The organism is Streptococcus sp. SP8 (assembly GCF_030440045.1).
Classification (GTDB): Bacteria; Bacillota; Bacilli; order Lactobacillales; family Streptococcaceae; genus Streptococcus; species Streptococcus parasanguinis_I.
Genome location: NZ_JAQFJL010000015.1, coordinates 21748 through 42902 on the forward strand (window position 1 = coordinate 21748; position 21155 = coordinate 42902).

The following is a 21155-nucleotide window of genomic DNA, read 5'->3' on the forward strand; positions in this document are numbered from 1 at the left end:
GTCTACTTTCTATCTATATAAATCATGGCCGTCCGGTTCTCTGAACGGAAAGAAAGGTTGCCTGGGTAGGCTTGCGCTAGCTCAAGGAGCTCCTCTTGGTTATATCCTGATAGTTTCAAGCGTCCATCTTCCAAGGTCATCAAGTCAGTCAAGGCAGAGAGGGCTTCTGTTTTAGTGACCCCTTCTGGGCCGGCCTCTTGCAGACAGATCTTGCCATCTTTTTCAAAGATCAAACAATGCGGAAAGATCTCTGCGACTTCAAATAAAATGGCAGGGGTGATAGCCTCTGCTGGATCTTCAGCAAAGACACAGGCTAGCTCTTCATTTACGTAAGCCAAGCCATAAGATTTACCTGATAAATTGAGGCGGATAAATGGCTTTCGTTCATCAAAGCTTTGCTGAACTGTGAATAAGTCAAATACCCGGCTCAAGTCCAAGAAATAATCCATGGCCTCCTTGGGGCTCTTCTTTTGATAGAGCTCAGCAAAATAAGCGTTGATCACACTTGGGGGAGGCGTAATCACACGGAGACGCAATTCCTCAGGGATCGTGCGTAAAAGATTGGTCAGATAGACCCGATCGAGGCTAGTATAACCTCCATATTTTATTGCTAAATCAACGTAATCCGTCATAAAATTCTTCCAACTTCCACTTATTTTTCTCTGCGATATAGCCTTGAATGACCTCGACATCCTCTTCAAATTTGCGCTGGTCAATGATCGCAACCGTTTCTAGATCATGTGTCCGATAGGATTTTGAAAAGGGAACGCGAATGGTAAAGGGAACAAAGAGTTCTCTCAGTTTTTCTAGGAACAAAGCCTGGAGATCTTCACGGGCTGTCTCAGAGCGCGCTGAAATCAAGCTAAAAGGTGTCTGGGTTGGAGTAAAGTCTGCTACTTTATCTGCTTTGTTGTAGAGGGTTAAGCGAGGAATCTCTAGCATATCTAAGTCTTTCATGATAGAGAGAACGGTCTTTTCATGCTCCTCATGATTGGGATCAGAAGCATCGATGACATGGACCAAGAGATCCACATTCTTACTTTCTTCCAGGGTCGACTTAAAACTTGATACCAACTCTGTTGGCAAGTCCTGAATAAAGCCGACTGTATCGGTCAGGGTTACTTGTAGATTGCCTGTTAGGTGGATGCTCTTGGTTGTGGCATCCAAGGTCGCAAAGAGTTCATCAGCTTCATACTGGCTCTTACTAGTCATTTGATTCATAATGGTCGACTTTCCTGCATTGGTATAGCCGATCAAACCAATCTTGAAGACAGGTGATTCCAAGCGTTTTTCACGAAGGGTTTCCCGGTTCTTTTCAACAGCCTTGAGCTGGCGCTCGATATCGGTGATTTGATTGCGAACGCTCCGGCGGTTCAACTCCAACTGACTTTCCCCTGGACCACGAGATCCAATTCCCCCGGCCTGACGGCTGAGCATGATCCCTTGACCAACAAGGCGTGGCAAGAGGTATTTAAGCTGGGCCAAGTGCACCTGCAACTTCCCTTCATGGCTTCTAGCTCGCATGGCAAAGATATCTAGAATCAGCTGCATCCGGTCAATAACCTTAACCCCAAGGATTTCTTCTAAATTGACATTTTGCCGGGGCGTCAGGCGGTTATTGACCACCACTGTCGTAATCTCATCTGCTTCGACCATCTGAGCAATTTCTTCTAATTTTCCTGAGCCGACAAAGGTCTTAGTATCGTACTTCTCCCGCTTTTGTGTATAAGAGCCCCGGACATCTCCACCGGCTGTTTTAGCTAGGCTTGCCAACTCCTCCATCGACATATCAAAATTGTCCATGCCTTGAAGTTCCACACCAACCAAAAGGATGCGTTCTTGTTTCTTTTCTGTTTCAATCATGCTCTAAAAACTCCTTTACATCTGCAAGAACCTGCTCCTTGAAGTGGGGGGCAGAAATGGCGTAAAAGGTCACTTCCATCCGATTTCGAAACCAGGTCAGCTGCCGTTTGGCAAAACGCCGGGTGTTGCGCTTGAGGGTCTCACTGGCTTCTTCAAGGCTTTGCTCCCCCTTAAAGTAGGGAAAGAGTTCCTTGTAGCCAATCCCTTTACTGGCTTGCACATCTGGGTAATGGTCATAGAGCCAGCGAGCTTCATCCAGTAAGCCCTCCTCTAACATGCTATCTACTCGACGATTGATACGATCATAGATCAAGGACCGATCATCATCTAGACAGATCAGATAGGGTTCATAATCGGTCTCTTCGTTTGCTAGGTCTTTTCCAAAATGCGCAATTTCAAGAGCCCGCATGGCCCGACGGCGATTGATCTGAGGAATCACAAGTCCTTGCTCCGCCACTCTTTGGTACAAGTCTTCGTCCGACAGCACGTCCAATTGAGCGCGATAGGCCAGAATCTCTTCATGAGGAACTTCACCACCTAGATGATAACCTTCGAGCAGACTTTGGATGTAAAGACCTGTCCCACCTGCAATGATAGGAAGCTTGCCTCGAGCTGTGATATCCTCAATCGCAGTCTTGGCTTCTCTTACAAAATCAAAAGCCGAGTAAGACTCGGTCACCTCCCGCACATCGATCAAATGATGGGGAGCTGCAGCTTGCTCTTCTGGTGTCGCCTTGGCTGTTCCAATATCCAGCTTGCGATAGACTTGCTGACTATCGCCACTGATGATTTCACCATTGAGGGCTTGCGCCAAATCGATCGCAAGAGCTGTTTTCCCAACAGCAGTCGGTCCCACAATCACAATTATCTTGGTTTTCATCGTTTTTCCTTGCAAAATTCACGTTTTTTCGTTACCATATATTATAACATAAATATTTAAAGTTCAGAAAAGGAGAAATTCTCATGGCTAAAGGATTTGGTAAAGGTTTTGTTACTGGTGTTGCTGGTACAGTTGCTGCTGTCGCAGGTGCAGTTTACACATTCAAGAAAAAAGTAATCGAGCCAGAAGAAAAGAAAGCAGCTTTCATCGAAGAAAACCGCAAAAAAGCAGCACGTCGCCGTGTCTCACACTAATCATTCAAAAAGCTCCGGTTTTCCGGAGCTTTTTTTGCTGAAGAAAAAGTCCATTTTGGAAAATTTTCTTTTACTGGTAGGGTTTGTCACGATATGCTAACACAAGTAATGCTAAAAGAATTAGAATGATATATATTATGCTTATTCAAACATATACTGAAACTTTCCGCCGTGAGAAAAGTGCTAGAAACACTACGGTTTCTAGCACTCGGTAGTTTTGAAACTTTAGGTTCAAAACTAAGTCATGGAACTTCTTCGAAGTTCGCTGACGTCCGTACTCACCTAAGGAAAGTTTCTATGATGACGTTTGTCTTCAATCTAAAAGCCTCGGGAAACCTGAGCTTTTAGATTGAAATTTCACCGTTCTTTGATCATCTTCGTTGCGATCTCCAAGAGTTCCACTCCCATCTGAAAGTGCTCGTCTAATAAATCATAAACGGCATCTTCGGACAAGACACCACATGGTAGATCTGCTGGAAAGTCAGCTTGATTGGACAAGTCCAAATCATCAAAATAGACCTGACTACTATAATAATCGCGAAGTTGGATATAGCTTTCTTGATGCTCTCTTAGCTGATCCACTGCTTTTTTAGTTTCTTCCAAAGTTTTGGCATAGTCATTCAAATAACCTTCCATTCTTTGGATCCGTTCGATGTTTTCCTGTGCAATTGCCATGATTTACTCCACTTTCACCACTTCTAGATGGGGGCCACCTAGAAGCACGAGGTATTTTTCTACTTGCTCTTTGCCATAAGAACGACGAAGAGCTTCTGCATAGAGATCGAGCTGATCCCGGTAGCGTTCGACCAATTGGCTAGGAACCTTGTAGTGATCCGTCTTATAATCAAAGAGCAGGATCCGGTCTTCTAGCACCACGTAACCATCCAGGATCCCCCGCACGACGAAGTCCTCTCCACTGGCTGGATCTTTCTTCAGCATGGCAAAGGGAGCTTCGCGACGGACTCGAGAGGCCTCTTTTTGAAGCAAGGTCCCCAAAGGCGTCTCATAGAAAGCAAGGATGGCCTCTAGCTTGATGCGCGCTTTGACCGCTGGCTCTGCTTGAACTTGCTCCAAGGCTTGATGCAGCGTATCCAGCGTGATTTCTTCTCCAAGAGGCACGCGCTGCATGAGTTCATGGACAGCACTACCGACTTGGGCTCCTGTCACGGCTTTTTCTTGACCAAAAGTTGGCAGCTCAAAGTCAGGCGTCATAGTCTTCGCATCCATGATCTGGACGCCATTGGCATCCATGACCGGCTCGTAGAATTTCTTGATCTGACTTGGTGTACGAACAATTGGTAAATGAATGGCCGGAGCATAGAGCTGATTGAGCCGATCAACATTTTCCAAGATATCCAAGGCCCGACGAATATCCTCTGACTGGCGGACATCCTTGAGCTGATCCAGGCGGGAATCCTGCTCTTTCTCTATAGGCACCAGTTGATCCGGTGTTAGGTCTTCATCTGTCACAAAACGCGTGTCATAAGCCAGGGTATTCTTGGCAAACACATCTTGAATAGCAAAGAGCCAGTCCTGATAAGAGGTCCATTCTTTTCGTTTTTCCGGATCCAGCTTGCCATTGCGACTGGTCCCCCAATCGGTATCACGCAATTTGTCCTCGCTACCTTTTCCGACCAGATAGAGCTTGAGCTCGGCCCGTGTCATAGCAACATATAGAAGACGCATCTGCTCTGAAATCGTGGCTAATTTTGTTTCTTCCACATTGCCTTGGTAGCAAGGTGTTTCGATCTGCAGGCGGATGCTTTCAGGAGCGGCTGGATTTTCGGTCTCAACTGGCAGGTTGGCAATGTATTTAAAGCCAATCCCTTTTTGACGGCTGAGGATAATCGGCCCCGATTGATCCTTACGGTTAAAGGCCTTGTCCATATTGAGAATAAAGACATACTTGAATTCCAGCCCCTTACTCTTATGGACGGTCATGAGCTGGACGGCATCTTTTGGTGCTGCAAGAGGGACGCTGGCCAAATCGTGTTCATTTTCGATCACCTTGTCGATCATGGCAATGAAGCGCGACAAGCCCTTAAAGCTGGCTTTTTCATAATCATTGGCTCGAAGCGTCAAGGCATAGAGGTTGGCCTGTCGCTTGGCGCCATTTGGAAGGGCGCCGACATAGTCATAGTAATAGCGATCCTCATAGATTTTCCACAGCAAATCATAGAGCGAAGAGGTCTTAGCAGCAGCTCTCCAAGTGGATAAAACCTTGAGGAAGTTCTCGATTTTAGCTGAGAGCTTGGCATCGATCAATCGTGCCTGCTCTGCAGTCTTTTCAAGGGCTAACTGGACCTTGTGGTAGAAGGCCATTTGCTTTTGCTCTGGAAGCGTCTGCAAGGAAATCCGTGCCAACTCATCTTCATCAAAGTCAAACATGGGGGATTTCATGAGGGCTACTAAGGGATAATCATGCAAGGGATTGTTAATGGTCCGCAAGGTATCCAACATGACCATCACTTCCAGTGACTCAAGATAATGCGCCTGTCCGCTATCTGCCACAATCGGAATATGGTACTGGTCAAAGGCTTCCAGTATCGCATCATTTCGCGTTCGAGTCGCCGTTAAGAGCGTGATCTCTTTAAAGGGCACTTTTTCCACCCGATGGAGACGTAAAATTTCTTTGATAACCAGGAGAATTTCTCCCTTGGAAATCGTCTCGACTCCAAGAGGAGCTTCCTCGTCTTCGGTCTTTTCTTCCTGATCTTGGGTGCCATCATAAAGCAAAAATTCTGCCCGATGTTGAGGCAAGGCCATCCGCTGCTTATCGCTTCCTGCGACCAGATAGTGGGTTTGATTGTATTCAATCTCGCCCACCTCTTCGTCCATCAAATGACGAAAGACATCATTGGTCGCGTCCAACACCTCCACATGACTCCGGAAATTTTCCTTGAGGAGAATCAACCGCCCTTTCGCCCCTTCTTCTTGGTAGGCTTTAAATTTATCATTAAAAATCTGTGGATCCGCCTGACGGAAGCGGTAAATGGATTGCTTGATATCCCCCACCATGAAGCGATTGTGGCCATTTGACAGCAAGTCCAACATCCGCTCTTGGGTGTGGTTGGTATCCTGGTACTCATCGACCATGACCTCATGATAACGCTCTTGAAAGGCTTGTCTCACCTCTGGAAATTGCTCTAAAATTTGAATGGCAAAATGACTGATATCCCCAAATTCATAAGCTTTTTCTTGGATTTTTCGCTCCAGATAAGCGCGAGCAAAGTCTCTGATAAAGTCCCGGAGCAAGGAGAGCATGGGGCCTTCTTCTTGGTGGAAGGTTTGTTGAAATTCCAGCTGATAGAGCTGATTGTCCAAGTCTCTGAGGCGGTTGATATGTATGGTTTTATCCTGGTTATAAGCCGTGACTAACTCTTTCAACTCTTCCTTACGAGCTCTATTGGTCAAGGCTCCCCCATTTGAAGCTCGACTAATCGCCACGACTGCCTTTAGGACAGAGGTCAGTTGCGCTTTATTAGGGCGCTCTGTGAGGCTTCCAATCTGATCCAGCACCTCTTGCACCGCTTCCAAATATTTGGCCTTGCCAAATGCTTGGCCCTCATTGGACAAATGAAAGGCAAAAAAGCTTTCTGCCTCATAAAGGGCCTGCTGGATGCTCTCCATCAGAGCACCTTCAACCTGTTCAAAATCAGTCTCCTCATAACCTTTTAGGAAATGCTCCTCCAACCATTTCTCTGGATCACTGGTCGACTGAAGAAAATCATAGATCTGGTAGACCTGCTCTTTAAACAAGGTCAAATTTTTGCGCTGTCCCGTGAAATTCTTGACCATCTGGACAAAAGCTTCTTGATTTTCCCCTTGGTAATAGCGGTCAAAAACAGCTTGAAAGACTTCATTTTGTAAGAGACGTTGCTCACTGGCATTTTGTAAAATCCGAAACTGGGGTGTCAACCCAAGCAAATAGCCATAGCGCGTTAGGACCTTTTGGGTAAAGGAATCCATGGTTCCGATATCACTAGTGGCAACATCTGCGATTTGACGGGCCAGATGTTGTTTGAGCTCTGGGTCATCGCTCGCTTGCAGGGCTTTTCCAAGTTCACTTTCCAAACGCTCCTTGAGCTCCCCTGCTGCCTTGACCGTAAAGGTCGAGATAAAGAGCTCCTTAATCGAAATGCCTCGCTGGATCTGATCCAAAATCCTTTGCACCAGGACAAAGGTCTTCCCCGAACCAGCAGAGGCCGACACCAAGATATTGGTCCCCGAACTATAGATGGCATCGATCTGTTCCGGTGTCCGCTTTTGCTCTTTAGTAGAGGCTGCCTCTTGGGCCTGAAGGGCCTTGATTTCTTCTCTTGTCAAAAATACTTGTTTGATCATTTGTTCAAGACCTCCTTCATCTTCTCGATCCAAGCGGCTTTCACCTTTTCACCGCGTATTCCTTTTTGGTCTAGTTTGGTCAAGAACCGTGCCTGACCAAGGTGACGATCCGCTTCAAAGCCGGTGATGGATTTAAACTGCTCCACATATGGTGCGATATTGCGCCCATTTTCACTATAGGGATTGATGGCAAATTGCCCTTTGAGAATCCCTTCTGCTGCTGTTTTATAGAGATAAGCGTTGTACAAGAGGAGCAGGTCCAGCTCTTCCTTACTCAGCATCATGGCCTTGTTCTTATCATAGGCCTCTCCCAGATAAGGCGCCTGATCTGCCATAAAGAGTCCCTTGTACTGTTGACTTTTCATAGTTTGGTTGATGGCGTCCTCGACTGTCTTGGTCTTTTTCAGATCTACTAGGGGATCTCCCATTTCCAAATACATGGCACCGAAAATCCCTTGCTCCGCTTGGTATTCCTTCAAATCCTGAATCGCAGAGAGATAGGTTGGCAATTGAGAATTTAGTCCATTAAAGAACTTGTCATAGTGAAATTGCGTCAAGCTCGACTTGTAATCCACAACGCCAAGAGCTCCCCGATCGCTTAACTGATCAATGCGGTCCACCTTGCCTCGTAGCCGCAGGAAACGGCCATCAGACAAAGGATAAGAGGTGTGGGCGCTCCCGCCAAAGAGGGTCTCCTCACCAATGGTCTCGATGCCATTTTGCTGAGCGAGGACACGCCCCGTTGTTTTAGCGGTATCAAGAAGCAAGTTGCGAATAAACTCGGTCTCTCCATTTTCTCCATACAATTGCTGGAACTCTGCTTCTTGGCTGGTTTCTCGAATCGCCTCGCTTAAGCGCTGATCAAACGCTTGATCGGAGCTGTCTTTTAAGACTTTTTCAAAGATTCGGTGCAAGAAATTCCCATGACTGCGAGCGTCTGGCTGGATGGTCTCATCCTCTTGTAGCCCTAAGACATAGCGCAGATAAAAGGCGTACTGGTGCTTGTAGTATTCATTCAAGGCAGAAGCAGATAAGGTCAAGGCTTTGCCTTCTGGGTAGAGCGCTTGAAGCGTATCCGACTGGAGCTGGCGACTCTTCAATTCTGTTGAAATTTGAGGAATCTGGATGCCTTCAGCGGCTAATTTCTTGCGCAAGACCCGTACCGCCACACCCCAAAAGCTGGCTTCTTCAGCGGACAGCTCACTAGTGATCTCTTCTTGATGGAGTTCGATCACGCGCGCTAAGAGGGCTCGGTAGGTCCCGATATCATCACTCGAAGCTTGGGCTTGTTTGGTCGTCCACTTGATGGCAATGGGCTCCTTGGCCAATTCTAGAAGGTAAGGAGAGACACTATCTTCCGTTTCATTGACCAAGCTAGGGGCCGATAGGACCAGTTGTTCGGTCGCTGCATTGAGGAGCGAAACCGCCACAAAGCGATTCTTCTTGAGATTTTCGCTGGTCACCACCTGGAGCTCTGCTCCTTCTTGGGTGGCCTCATTGAGCTGCTGGCGTTCGTCTTCACTGAGAAGAGAGGTGTTTTGGGCGATCTTGGGAAATCGCTCCTGGGTTAGCCCAATGGCATAGACATAAGGGGCTGTCAAGGGCTCAATCAAGTCATAGGACTGAACGGTCACTACATCAACTGTAGCAGGAACTGTCCGGTATTGTGACAATTGCATGCCGGATAAGACAAGAGCTAAAAAGTCATCCACTGTCAGTTCTTGGTCCTCAAAAACCAGACTCAATTCTTCTAAGACGTGGAGGAAGGTCTTCCAGACCTGGTCATAGCGCTCCTGCTCTTCCAAAGCTAGATCCTTGATCAAAGCTTGTAGATTCTGAGAAAGCTGAGCCTCTTGCAGAAACTCTGTAAAGGTGGTTAAGAGTTGGGTCACCTTTTGTTTGCGCTGTGAAAAGAAAGGGACTAGAGGTTCTACGACGCGTTCTCGGAGAGTATTAAGCTTTTCCAAATTAAACTTGCCCTGACGATTGCTAGTAAAAGGCTTGTGAAATTTTGTAGCACCCTTTACTTCCGCAAAGCAAAGGTATTGCTCAAAAGCATCGACTTCTGCTTGCGTCAGATCACTATACAGACCCGTTTTCAATAGATTGATGACATCTTCTGTCTGGTAATTGAACTGTTTGATCCGCCCTAGCGATTCAATGACCTGAATCAAGGGATGGTGGACCATGGCCTCACTTCGTCCCAAGTAAAAGGGAATCTGATACTGATCAAAAATGGTCTTGAGTTGCAGTTGATAAGCTTCCACATCGCCTAACAAGACCCGAATATCCCGATAGCGGGCCCCATCATGAAGACGCTGACGGATGGATTTGGCAACAAATTCCAACTCTTCTTTTTGCGTATTGGTCTGCCAGAGTTGGATAGCTGTTCGATCTTGGTCCTCCAGCTCATTTTCCACTTGTGAAAAATCGTAGCGCGCTTCTAGCATGCGGGTAATGCGACTAAAAGAGTCTTCGATCGCTTGCCCACAATACTGAGGCTGAACTTGGAAAGTCTTTGCCAGTTGGAGGAGAAAGTCAACACTGGCTTGGTAAAGATTTCCCTCTCTAAAGCTTGCCCGGTAGGCTTTTTCACTGGCATAGACTCCGATGACAATCTCCACTCCTTTTCGGTGAAGGAGACCAATCAAAGCCTCTTCTTCTGCAGAAAAACGCGTGAAGCCATCGACGACGATCGCCACATCCTGTAATTGCTCTTCCAGCTGCCCTTCTTCGACCTGATTGAGGAAAAAGGCCATCTTGGACTGGGATTCATACTGATGCTTGACCAGCATCTCAGAGACCGCTTCAAAAATCGCCAAGAGGTCCTCTCTTTTTTCAGCTTCCTCGAGCAACTCCAAATCGGTAAAATCCATCTGGGCCGTCTGCAATTCATGATAGAGCTGGACCAGTTGCTGGATAAACTGAGGATCCTTGCGCAGGGCCCCGTAAGCTTTGAGATCCTGCTCCTTCATCTGGGACAGGGCTTTAAAAAATAGCATACCTAGACCGATGTCATCCAAGGGTTGCTCCTCAAAAACCTGATTCAGGATGAAATAACGGGCCATTTGGGCAAAGCGCGTGACGGTAATGGCAAAAGAAGCCTGACCTTCTAAATAGGACAAGACCTTGGCTTCTTTTTCAAAGGAAAGAGAGTTGGGCGCAATGTAAAACACACGCTTGCCCTGTTCTACTAACCCTACGGCTTCTTGTGTCAGGACCTGGGTCAAGGGGGTCCGAACATCCGTATAGAGTAATTTCATCCGATCCGTTCTCCTTTTGGCATTTTCTTGAGAGCTTGTTATCTTCTTATTATATCATTTTCACAGGAGGGACTAAAGCAAGAAGTCATGCTCCTCTTGCCCCAATTTTAGGACATTTGTGCTACAATAGAAGTTAAAGAAACAGAAAGGATGATCCCGATGACCAGCATTTATGATTTTTCTTTAGAAAACCAGAATGGGGAGGAGATTCCCCTTTCTCACTACCAAGGTAAGGTCCTCATCGTGGTCAATACAGCAACAGGCTGTGGCTTGACCCCGCAATACCAAGGACTGCAAGATCTCTACCTGCGCTACCAGGAAAAGGGGCTGGAAATCCTAGACATTCCCTGTAACCAATTCATGGGGCAGGCACCAGGAACTGCAGAAGAAATCAATAGTTTCTGCAGCCTCAACTACCAGACCACCTTCCCACGATTCGCTAAAGCCAAGGTCAATGGTAAAGAAGCCCTTCCTCTCTATGACTGGCTCAAAAGTCAAGCAGCTGGACCACTGGGCAAACGCATCGAATGGAACTTCTCAAAATTTGTCATCGACCGACAAGGCCAAGTTGCCCAACGCTTCTCCTCCAAAACAGAGCCAGCTGCCATGGAAGACTTGATCCAAGACTTACTTGAGAAATAAGCAAAAAGCCTGAAAGTGTAGTCAGGATTTTTGATGAATGGCTATTTATTTTCGAGACTTTCCGCTGTGAGAAAAGTGCCTGAAACAATAACGTTTCAGGCACTCAGGAATTTTGAGAGTAAAACAGTTTGGGAAACTGTTTTAGCCTGAGCCCAGAAATTAAAGAGCGAAGGGGCTCAATAATTAGTCATGGAACTTCTTCGAAGTTCGCTGACGTCCGTACTCACCTAAGGAAAGTTTCTAAGAAGTCATTATCCATAAGCCAAAAAAGCCTGAGCTAACGCTCAAGCTTTTTTTATTATTAATCAATTTCAAGTCCACCGGTGTACAAGCGGTAATAAGTGCCACGTTCTGCCATCAAGGAAGCATGGTTGCCTCGTTCGATAATGCGTCCGTGGTCCATCACCATGATGACATCGGAATTGACAATCGTCGATAGACGGTGGGCGATAACAAAGACTGTCCGACCTTCCATCAAGCGGTCCATCCCTTCTTGCACCATCTTCTCTGTCCGTGAGTCAATAGAAGACGTCGCTTCGTCCAGGATCAAGACAGGCGCATTGGCAAGGGCTGCACGGGCAATGGCGATCAATTGTCGTTGACCATTTGATAGACCAGCCCCATCATCCGTCAAGACTGTCTCATAGCCCTGATCCAAGTGCTTGACAAAGGAATCCACATTGGCAATCCGAGCTGCTTCAAGGATTTCTTCCCGTGTTGCATCAGCACGGCCGTAAGCGATGTTTTCTGCAATCGTACCAGTAAATAAGTGGGTATCTTGAAGAACGATTCCAAGGGAACGACGCAGAGAATCTTTCTCAATCAATTTAATATCGATCCCATCATAAGTAATCATTCCGGATTGGATATCATAGAATCGGTTGATCAAGTTGGTAATGGTTGTCTTTCCCGCACCAGTCGCTCCGACAAAGGCCACTTTTTGCCCCTTATCCGCGTACAAGTTGATGCCATGAAGGATTTGTTTCTTCCCATCATAAGAGAAATCAACATCATCAAAGACCACATTTCCGACCATCTTCACAAGCTGGTAATCTCCGTTTGGACGTGGGTGTTTCCAAGCCCATTTGTTGGTTTTCTGATCAGTTTCAACCATTTCTCCATCGACCAGTTCATAATTGACCAGCGTCACTTTTCCTTGGTCGACTTCTTCTTCTTCATCCAAAAGATCAAAGACACGATCTCCACCAGCCAAGGCCATAAGGACAAAGTTCAATTGTTGAGAGACCTGGGCAATGGGACCTGTGAAGGAACGGTTCAATTGCAGAAAGGCCATAAGACCACCAATGGTTAAACCACCGACGCCGTTTAGCGCAAAGAGGCCCCCGATCAAGGCTGTTAGAACAAAGGAAACATTTCCCAAGTTCCCAAGAATCGGCATGAGGACGTTGGCATAGCGGTTAGCCTGGTAGGAAGACTCAAAGAGTTGATCATTGATCCGGTCAAAATCCTCAATGCTTTCTCTTTCATGCACAAAGGCCTTGACCACTTTTTGACCAGACATCATTTCTTCAATAAAGCCGTTCTCAATCCCCAAGTTCTTTTGTTGGGCCCCAAAGTAACGACCTGATTTACCAGAAACATCCTTGATGATAAAGACCATGACGATAACCATGAAAAGAACAATCAAGAACAGGAGTGGACTAACCGTCAGCATGGTAATCGTTACCCCAAGGATGGTAATCGCTGAGGATAGAAGTTGAGGAATGGATTGTTCAATCGCTTGGCGAAGGGCATCAATATCATTGGTATAGATAGACATGATGTCCCCGTGTTGGTGGGTATCAAAGTAACGAACTGGCAGTTTTTGCATGCGGGCAAACAACTGATTTCGAAGACTTCTAAGTGAGTCTTGTGAAACAGTCGCCATGATCAAGGTAAAGCCATAGTTGGCAAGGACCCCGATCAAACAGATCAAACCAACCCTTGTCAAGAAGGACAAGAGCGGTCCAAAATCATGGCTATTACTTGTCAGCATGGGCTCCACATAGACGTCTACCAAGGACTGAATCGAAGCTGTCACATTGACCGTCGCAAGTGACGATAGAATGATTAAGATAAAGGAAACAATCAAGGACACATTGTAGTTTTTCCAAAGGAAGTCGAGCAGGCGAAGGATAGAGCCTAGATTTGCTTTTTTCTTAGTTTTCATCTGCTTCTCCTTTCCCTTGTGTTTGCATTTCATATACTTCTTGGTAGATGGCATTGGTCGCAAGCAATTCCTCGTGACGACCGATCGCATCGATTTGGCCATCATTCATCACAATAATACGATCTGCATCTTGAATAGAGGAAATCCGTTGACCAATGATGATTTTGGTCGTCTCTTTCAAGCTGGTTGCCAATCCTTGACGGATCAAACTATCTGTCTTGGTATCGACTGCCGAAGTCGAATCATCCAAGATCAAGATCTTCGGATTCATAAGAAGGGCACGCGCGATACAAAGACGCTGGCGTTGACCACCAGAGACATTGGATCCCCCACGCTCAATCATGGTGTCATAACCCTCTTTGAAATCTTGAATAAATTCATCGGCTTGGGCAATCTTACAAGCTGCGATGATCTCTTCATCTGTCGCATCCTTATTTCCCCAGCGCATATTTTCTTTAATCGTACCAGAGAAAAGGACATTGGTCTGAAGAACCATGGCCACTTGCTTACGAAGGGAATCAAGATCGTATTCTTTGACATCGTGGCCTGCTACTGTCACCCGACCAGACTCGACATCATAGAGACGAGGAATCAACTGCACCAAGCTTGATTTTCCTGATCCTGTTCCTCCCAAGATACCAATCACTTCCCCTGAACGAATAGAAAGATTAATCCCTTGTAAGACATGGGTCTTGTCGCCATTTTCATCGGTATAAGCAAAAGTCACATCTTCAAAGTTGATCGAACCATCAGCGATTTCTTTGATCCCATTTTCTGGAGAGTCAATCGTCGTTTTGGTCGTTAAGACTTCATTGATCCGCTCAACAGATGCCATAGAAATCGACAACATGACAAAGATCATCATGAACATCATGAGCGACATGAGAATAGTCATGGTGTAGCTAAACATAGAAGTCAAATTCCCAGTAGAAAGTTGGCCACCAACGATCAGATGAGCTCCAATCCATGAGATCAAAAGGAAAGAAGCATACATGGAAAGCATCATAGCTGGGCTACTCAAGACAACGACACGGATAGCCTTCATAAACATGTTGTAAATCAAACGCGAAGCCTTCTTGAATTTAACCGTTTCATCTGCTTCCTTAACGTAAGACTTCACTACCCGCATATTGGTGATGTTTTCCTGAATGCTGTTGTTGAGATTGTCATAAGCTTCAAATACTTCTGTAAAGAGCGGATACACAATCTTCATAATGATGCTTAAGACCGCTGCCAAAAAGATGGTCACATAGACAAAGATCATGGCCATTTCCGGATTGATCAAGAAACAAGCCACAATGGCAAAGATCAAATTGAGCGGTGCCCGCACACAGATCCGGATGACCATTTGATAAGCATTTTGCACATTGGTCACGTCCGTCATCATCCGAGTAACCAGACCACCAGATGAGAACTGATCAATATTCTCAAATGAGAAGGTTTGAACCTTTTTGAAAATAGCCCGACGAAGGTTTTTGGCAAAACCAGCCGATGCATAGGCGCCATAACGGGCAGACTGCATCCCACAAAAGAGGGAGAGAAAGGCACAGACCAGCATGAGCCCACCGTAAAACAAAATATTGTTCATGTTTCTTTGTTGAACACCTTGGTCCAAAAGACTCGCCATGACAAAGGGAATCGAAATCTCAAACATGACTTCAAAGACCATGAACAAGGAAGCCAAAATCGAGGGCTTCTTGAATTCTTTGATCTCGGAAATTAAGGATCGAATCATTATTACCTCCAATGTTATTCATACTTTTTCCTGCGGTAGAAGCAAAGCTTCTTTCCATCGAAAATAGGTCAAAACACACAAAATTCCCTGAGGGAAAGACCCTAGGGATTACGCGTTTTTTATAGTTTTCATTGTAACCTAAATTGCAAAAAAATGCAAGATTTTTAGACAGCATCCGTTTTTCTGTTGGTCTAGTACAAAAGAGGCTGGGACAAAAGTCCTAGCCTCTCAATTGTTTTTGGATTGTCGAGCAAGACGCAGTGGCAGAGTGGGCTATACTACGCTGATTTTATCAGCTTTTACAGCCCTACTCAACTGTGCGGAGGTGGGACGACGAAATCGAATTCTAACGAATTACCGATTTCTGTCCCACTCTCTCTAGGCGTATCCTGTCTTATTCTTCCTTAGACGTAGCGACGAGATTCAAGAAGCGATCAAAGTAGGACTTGTTTTGTTTCAAATCCTTTTTCAGTCTTTGCGCCTCTGTCAATTCATCCGTAATCAAGCCATCAATAGGTTGTTGCAAATACTTGGTCAACTTCTGCTTGTTATTGATGGTCCAGACATAGAGCTCTTTTTTCATCTCATGGGCTTGTGTCACCAAATCCTCCTGATAAGAAAAGTCTTCAATCGCAAAGAAGTCGACCGAATCCTTTTCAAAGCGACCGAATTGAATGGGAATGACATAGCCGGTCTTGATCTCAGGGGCTTTTTTCTCGACCTTTTCCATGACCGACAGATCCAAAGACATGGCCGGATAATCTTTTTCGACCCCTAAGTCCCGCATCTTCTGCACAAAGAGATCCACATAATTAGCAGGCTCTCCACCATGGGGCTTGAGCTCGACCAAGAGCTTCATCTTCAATTCTTTGGCCCGTTTGACATATTCATCAAATGAAGGGATATGACTCGTGTGGCCATTCTGTTGAATCTTGAGACCTTGCACCTCAGCAAGGGTCATGTCTTTCACATCCTTGTCTACCCCAGCAAGACGCTTGAGATTGTAGTCATTCATGACGACAAATTGATGGTCCTTGGTAAGAAGGATATCCATCTCCGCATAAGCTGCCTTTCCCTTGGCAGCTACTTCTAAAGCTTCCAGGGAATTTTCTACCCCTTTAGAAACATCCCCTCTATGGGCGATGAGCTTGATCTGATCATTCACCTTTAGGGTTGCCAGTTCAAAGGCTGAGATTCCCGATTGGACCATTAGAAAGACCACTGTCAGGGCAAAGAGCCCCTTCATCTTTCGACTGCCTTTGGAGCGCATGACCGATCGGCTCGGTACCTCCCATGCAGAATCCAAGATAATGCCGAGCGATCCCACCTTTGTCAAGACTGTAAAAATGAATAGGAAGGTCCGAATCAAGACCAAAAAGATGGTCACCACCCAGAAATACTGGCCTTCTTTATCGATCACGGTCAAGGTAAAGACCAAACCCAAGATCAATAAAATCCCTAGAAAGGTTAAGAGAAACTCAAAGGACAGAATTCTCCATAAGAGACGAAAACCTCCTCTTTTGGTCATGGTCCAGCTTTTTTTCAAGGCACGACCAAATGGCAACTCCTCTACCACGAGGTTGGGAACCGTATAGATCAAGCGAAGATTAAGATAGATAAAGGTCAGCTGCACCACAAAGAGCCCGATGGAGCCAATCGTGGTCTTTTCAAACTCCCCTGTGATAAAGGTTGGAATATAAAGCCCATCCGTCAAGGTCGATCCTATCAAGACACCTGCAACAGGCAAGGTCAAAAGGAGATAGAGCAGAAAATAAAGCAGATTCCTTCCCGCTAGGTCCTTCAAGCGACCAAATGATTGCCGCAAGACCTTTTTAAAGGACAAGTGTCGGTCGGTTCGCGATAGGTAAATGACCGAAATCAGGGTCCGCATCTCCAGCATAAACAAGAAAGCAAAGACCATGATAAAGACCAAAAGCGCCAGCAAGCTCAAGGGATGGCTCATAACAGAGACCAGGTTGTTCTTATCGATATTAGCCTGACCCGCAAGCAAGACTGCCAGATGAAAGACCCAACTCAAGGCCGCAGCCCCTATACCAACTACAAATTGTAGCAAAATTCCAATCGCGATAAAGGACCATTTGTTGCGCCAGATCAAGTAAAAGCCCCCCTTCAGGTCCTGCCAATAAGTCCGTTTCATCTCAATCCCTTTCCTTTCTTTCATTCCCCTAGAATAGCGGAAAAGCCTCCCCTTGTCAATGCGTTTCAAAAGAAAGAGAGTGGGACAAAAGTCCTGGCCTCTCAATTGTCTTTAGATTGTCGAGCAAGACGCAGTGGTTGAGTGGGCTCTACTACGCTGATTTCATCAGCTTTTACAGCCCTACTCAACTGTGCGGAGGTGGGACGACGTAATCGAATTCTAACGAATTACCAATTTCTGTCCCACTCTCTTTTCTATTTATTCTGCTAAGAGCACTTCTTTGATGGTTTGCTTTTGGAGTTTTCTGTTGGATAGATAAAAGAGGCTTTCATAAACCACCGCAAAACCAAGCAAGGTCCAAAAGCACACATTCCAGTCAAAGTTGTGCTCAATCTTTTCAGGTACCGTATCTTTGATCACACCAATCAAGATTTCCATGATGCCGTATTGATAAGCCGTCCCAAGGGCAAATCCTAGATAAGCCCAGAAACGATAAGGAGCGAGAATATGACTTTGGCATTCACGATCGGTGTAGCCAAAAGCCTTCATAAGAGCCAAGGTTTCGCGACTTTCTGAAACGACAATTCCCAATGACAAAAAGAGGATTGAGAAAGAAAGGATCAAACCAATCATAATCATCATGGTTTGGATGATGTCATCTGTGTAGTCCCTTAGGCCAAAAGACAATTGAACCATGGACGCGAAACACATAGAGCCAAAGACCACAAAAAACAGGATCGATTTTCTCCCCCAAATCAGCGACGAAGACAGCTCTTTTAGGAAGGATTTCTCTTTCTTAGAAGCCCTTTTTCTCCTTTTGACCTTGATTGGACTTGGGGATTTTTTCAATAAGCGAAGGGCCGGCGTTTGTAGTTGTCTTCTAGCATAGCCAATCGCAAGGACCATAAAGAAAGTCGTTGGCAGCATCACCAAAGCGACCAAGAGCTGCCAATGAAAATGAATGGTAATGTCTGGCAGAATCCCCTTCTCATTGCGAAAGTCATAAAAATGACCCATCATAAGAAAAGAAGCGAAATAGCCAAGAAGTGCTCCAACTCCAAAACTGAGTCCAAAAGCCCAAAATCGTTTCGCCAACTGGCTATTGCTATAGCCTAAAGCCTTTAAAATCCCTAATTGTTCCTTGTGGTCATCAACAAATTGTTTGATATAAAAACACATGAGAAGGATCGACGTCAAGGACAAGACGACCCCACTGACCATGGCCACCATCCAAGATAGCGAAACCTGGGCATCATAGTAGGTCTGAATCATCGGATTGGATTTAGAAATCTCCAACTGCTCGATATCCAGGTAAAAATTCAAGAAGAGATTGGCCACAAAGACCGCACAAGCCCCAATGATACTGACGACAACTAATTTTCGAATATCTTTTACTGAAAACATGTCTTACCATCCAATCTCATAGGCAGTCTGAGGCTGATCGTTGGTCACAACTTGGGTAATCTTGCCACTATTGACACGAATGATGGTTCTGGCCATATCCGCAATATTTTGGTTGTGCGTCACCATAATGAGGGTAAAGCCTAGCTTTTCCTTTAACTTCCAGATATAGTCGAGAATCTTGCGCCCTGTTTCTTCATCTAGGGCCCCCGTCGGCTCATCTAAGAAGAGAATCTCTGGCTTTTTGGCCAAGGCACGAGCAATGGAGACTCTCTGCTGTTCCCCACCCGACAATTCACTTGGATACTTGTCCAGCTTATCGCCAAGACCCAAATCCTCGATGATCTGCAAAAAATCATGATTGTTTGCCAGATCAGCTCCCATCTTTACATTCTGTCTAACCGTGAGATTCGGTAATAAATAATACTGCTGAAAAATAAAGGCGATCTTCTCACGTCTAAAGGCTGTCAATTGAGCATCCGTGAGTTGAGACAAATCCTGTCCTTGAATGAGAATATGCCCCTCATCTACCTTTTCTAATCCGGATAACACGTTTAAGAGGGTTGACTTTCCTGATCCAGAAGGTCCCAGGATAACCACATCATCCTGGTCTTGAATCTGCAAATCAATCCCTTTTAAAACCTTGGTTTGGCCGTAACTTTTGTGAACATTTTCTAGTTGAATCATTTCTTTCCTACCATTTCTTTGATGAGAGATTGACAAACTTCTGTCAATAAACCAATCACTTCTTCCATGCTGAACTGATAAATGCCAGAAGCAACCATAGAGGCCATCCCGTGTGAGTAGATAAATAAATGCTGGTACAAGCGACTAGCCTCCTCTAACGTCAATGGATAGTCTGCGACAATCGATTCCAGAACCAATTGGTAGCTATGATCCTTCATGGGAAGAAAATCTTGAAAGCGACGAATCGGATCTTTGCTAGGATTTTGGAAAAGCAACTGAAAGAGTTGGGGCTCTTTTGAGGCGAATAGGATATAAGCAACCCCGACAGATCGAAAAGGCTTCTCATCATCTAGGGCCTTGCGAATATACTCCACCACTACCATTTCCGCAGCTACAACAACCTCTGCTTGTAACTCAGCCATATTGGCAAATTGCCCAAAAATGACCCTTGGTGTGGCTCCCAGTTGATCCGCTAATGCTCGAGCCGTCAAACTAGCCAGGCCCTCTTCTCTCACCAATTGTAAAGCTGTCCCAATGATAGCCTCTTTACTAAATTTAACCTTGGGTGGCATAAGACTCCTTTCGCGCAACAGTTGTTGCGCAACAGTTGTTGCGCAACACTTGTTGCATAAAGAATACCATAAAAAAGAAAGACTTGTCAAGAAAAATTCGTAAAGTATAAAACAAAAGACCAGCCCACTGATACAAGTGAAGTCTGGTCTACTAACAAGATTCTAAGGCAAATCATTTCCTGCAGCCAAGTAGATTTGGTACCATTCCTTGCGGGTTAGAGTGACTGTTGCTGCTTTCCCTGCTTCAAGGACATGCTGGGGTTTGGTCGTTCCGATGACAGCCTGCATCTTACCCGGATAGCGAAGGACCCAAGCAAGGGCGATGGCTGTCGGAGTGACCTGGTATTTCTTCGCCAAGTCATTGAGGACATGATTGAGGGCCGCAAACTCTTCCTTGCCGACAAAGTTCCCCTTAAAATAGCCATGCTGGAGGGCAGACCAGGCTTGAATCACCGTATCGGTTAAGCGACAATATTCAAAGACACTGCCATCTCGCACGGCTGCTTTTGGCCCTTCCATGTTGACATGAAAACCAGCCTCAAAGCTAGGCGTAAAGGCGGCACTCAACTGCAACTGGTTGACCTTGAGTGGTTGTTTGACAGCTGTTTTAAGCAATTCCATCATCATAGGATTTTGATTGGACACCCCAAAATGACGGACCTTGCCCGCTTGCTCCAAGTGATCAAAAGCTGCCGCCACTTCTTCCGGCTCCATGAGGGCATCCGGTCGGTGAAGGAGGAGACTATCTAAGCGCTCAATCTGCAAACGCTCGAGGATGCCATTGACGGAGTCCAAAATATAGTCCTTAGAAAAATCAAAATAGGTAAAGCCGTCTTTGCGAATCCCACACTTAGACTGGATCCACATCTGATCCCGAAGATCCGGACGGCCCTTGAGAACCTTCCCCAGCAGGATCTCACACTGACCATTGCCATAGATATCCGCCAGGTCAAAAGTGTTGATCCCAATCGATAAGGCCGCCTCCACCAAGGCCTCCACCTCGTCTTCACTCATCTGACTGATCCGCATCATCCCAAGGACAATCGTGGACAGACGCTCATTTTCAGCAAACTCAATATAGTTCATGTCCGCCTCCTTTTCTGTAGTTCTATTGTAGTGAAAAGGCTTGCAAAAGTCAATGTGAAATCAAAAAGCCCTCAGAAACAACTGAAGGCTTACAGATTGA

At 45.7% G+C, this 21155-nt stretch carries 15 protein-coding genes; 2 read left to right on the plus strand and 13 right to left on the minus strand.

The window, feature by feature from the left end; all coding sequences use genetic code 11:
* Positions 1–2: 2 nt before the first annotated feature.
* The 3 genes from PCY11_RS08945 to miaA are packed head-to-tail and all read right to left on the minus strand — an operon-like array spanning position 3 to position 2743.
* Positions 3–632 (minus strand): cystathionine beta-lyase, encoded by a 630-nt coding sequence (locus tag PCY11_RS08945; protein ID WP_070674429.1) that lies wholly within the window; start codon positions 630–632, stop codon positions 3–5.
* Entirely contained in the window at positions 616–1863 is a 1248-nt protein-coding gene (gene hflX / locus PCY11_RS08950; protein ID WP_070674426.1) for a GTPase HflX, read from the minus strand. Before hflX ends, PCY11_RS08945 begins: the two co-directional genes overlap by 17 nt.
* Positions 1856–2743: a tRNA (adenosine(37)-N6)-dimethylallyltransferase MiaA gene (miaA, locus tag PCY11_RS08955; RefSeq protein ID WP_049475316.1), complete on the minus strand. Its 888-nt coding sequence runs from the start codon at positions 2741–2743 to the stop codon at positions 1856–1858. The genes hflX and miaA overlap by 8 nt, the downstream gene beginning before the upstream one ends.
* A gap of 83 nt (positions 2744–2826) precedes the next feature.
* Between miaA and PCY11_RS08960 the strand changes: the two genes are divergently transcribed.
* Entirely contained in the window at positions 2827–2997 is a 171-nt protein-coding gene (locus PCY11_RS08960) for a DUF3042 family protein (RefSeq protein ID WP_003014881.1), read from the plus strand.
* Positions 2998–3354: 357 nt separating this feature from the next.
* Here the strand turns inward: PCY11_RS08960 and PCY11_RS08965 are convergent, their stop codons facing one another.
* Genes PCY11_RS08965 through rexB form a run of 3 tightly spaced genes read right to left on the minus strand, consistent with a single transcriptional unit; the run spans position 3355 to position 10604 of the window.
* Positions 3355–3672 carry a DUF4298 domain-containing protein gene (locus PCY11_RS08965; protein ID WP_049475317.1) on the minus strand — a complete coding sequence of 106 codons (318 nt, stop codon included), beginning with the start codon at positions 3670–3672 and terminating at the stop codon, positions 3355–3357.
* Positions 3673–3675: 3 nt separating this feature from the next.
* Entirely contained in the window at positions 3676–7341 is a 3666-nt protein-coding gene (gene addA, locus PCY11_RS08970; RefSeq protein WP_070846082.1) for a helicase-exonuclease AddAB subunit AddA, read from the minus strand.
* A complete protein-coding gene (gene rexB, locus PCY11_RS08975) occupies positions 7338–10604 on the minus strand; it encodes an ATP-dependent nuclease subunit B (protein ID WP_070665381.1) in 3267 nt (1088 codons plus the stop codon). The genes addA and rexB overlap by 4 nt, the downstream gene beginning before the upstream one ends.
* 159 nt (positions 10605–10763) lie before the next feature.
* On the opposite strand from rexB, the gene PCY11_RS08980 reads away from it, so the two are divergent.
* The gene (locus tag PCY11_RS08980) at positions 10764–11246 is read left to right on the plus strand and encodes a glutathione peroxidase (protein WP_045760200.1); all 483 of its coding nucleotides are present in this window, start codon (positions 10764–10766) and stop codon (positions 11244–11246) included.
* A 301-nt stretch (positions 11247–11547) separates the two neighbouring features.
* Here the strand turns inward: PCY11_RS08980 and PCY11_RS08985 are convergent, their stop codons facing one another.
* The 7 genes from PCY11_RS08985 to PCY11_RS09015 form a co-directional block, all read right to left on the minus strand.
* The gene (locus PCY11_RS08985) at positions 11548–13416 is read right to left on the minus strand and encodes an ABC transporter ATP-binding protein (RefSeq protein WP_301362704.1); all 1869 of its coding nucleotides are present in this window, start codon (positions 13414–13416) and stop codon (positions 11548–11550) included.
* On the minus strand, positions 13406–15151 hold the full coding sequence (locus tag PCY11_RS08990) for an ABC transporter ATP-binding protein (protein WP_301362705.1): 1746 nt from the start codon (positions 15149–15151) through the stop codon (positions 13406–13408). Before PCY11_RS08990 ends, PCY11_RS08985 begins: the two co-directional genes overlap by 11 nt.
* A gap of 394 nt (positions 15152–15545) precedes the next feature.
* On the minus strand, positions 15546–17309 hold the full coding sequence (locus tag PCY11_RS08995) for a glycerophosphoryl diester phosphodiesterase membrane domain-containing protein (protein ID WP_070846080.1): 1764 nt from the start codon (positions 17307–17309) through the stop codon (positions 15546–15548).
* Between the two features lie 258 nt (positions 17310–17567).
* A complete protein-coding gene (locus PCY11_RS09000) occupies positions 17568–18713 on the minus strand; it encodes an FtsX-like permease family protein (protein ID WP_070846042.1) in 1146 nt (381 codons plus the stop codon).
* A 3-nt stretch (positions 18714–18716) separates the two neighbouring features.
* Positions 18717–19397, minus strand: a complete 681-nt coding sequence (locus tag PCY11_RS09005; protein WP_070665383.1) for an ABC transporter ATP-binding protein — start codon at positions 19395–19397, stop codon at positions 18717–18719.
* Positions 19394–19969 (minus strand): TetR/AcrR family transcriptional regulator, encoded by a 576-nt coding sequence (locus tag PCY11_RS09010; RefSeq protein ID WP_070846040.1) that lies wholly within the window; start codon positions 19967–19969, stop codon positions 19394–19396. The genes PCY11_RS09005 and PCY11_RS09010 overlap by 4 nt, the downstream gene beginning before the upstream one ends.
* A gap of 162 nt (positions 19970–20131) precedes the next feature.
* A complete protein-coding gene (locus PCY11_RS09015; protein ID WP_003007935.1) occupies positions 20132–21055 on the minus strand; it encodes an aldo/keto reductase family oxidoreductase in 924 nt (307 codons plus the stop codon).
* Positions 21056–21155 lie beyond the last annotated feature (100 nt).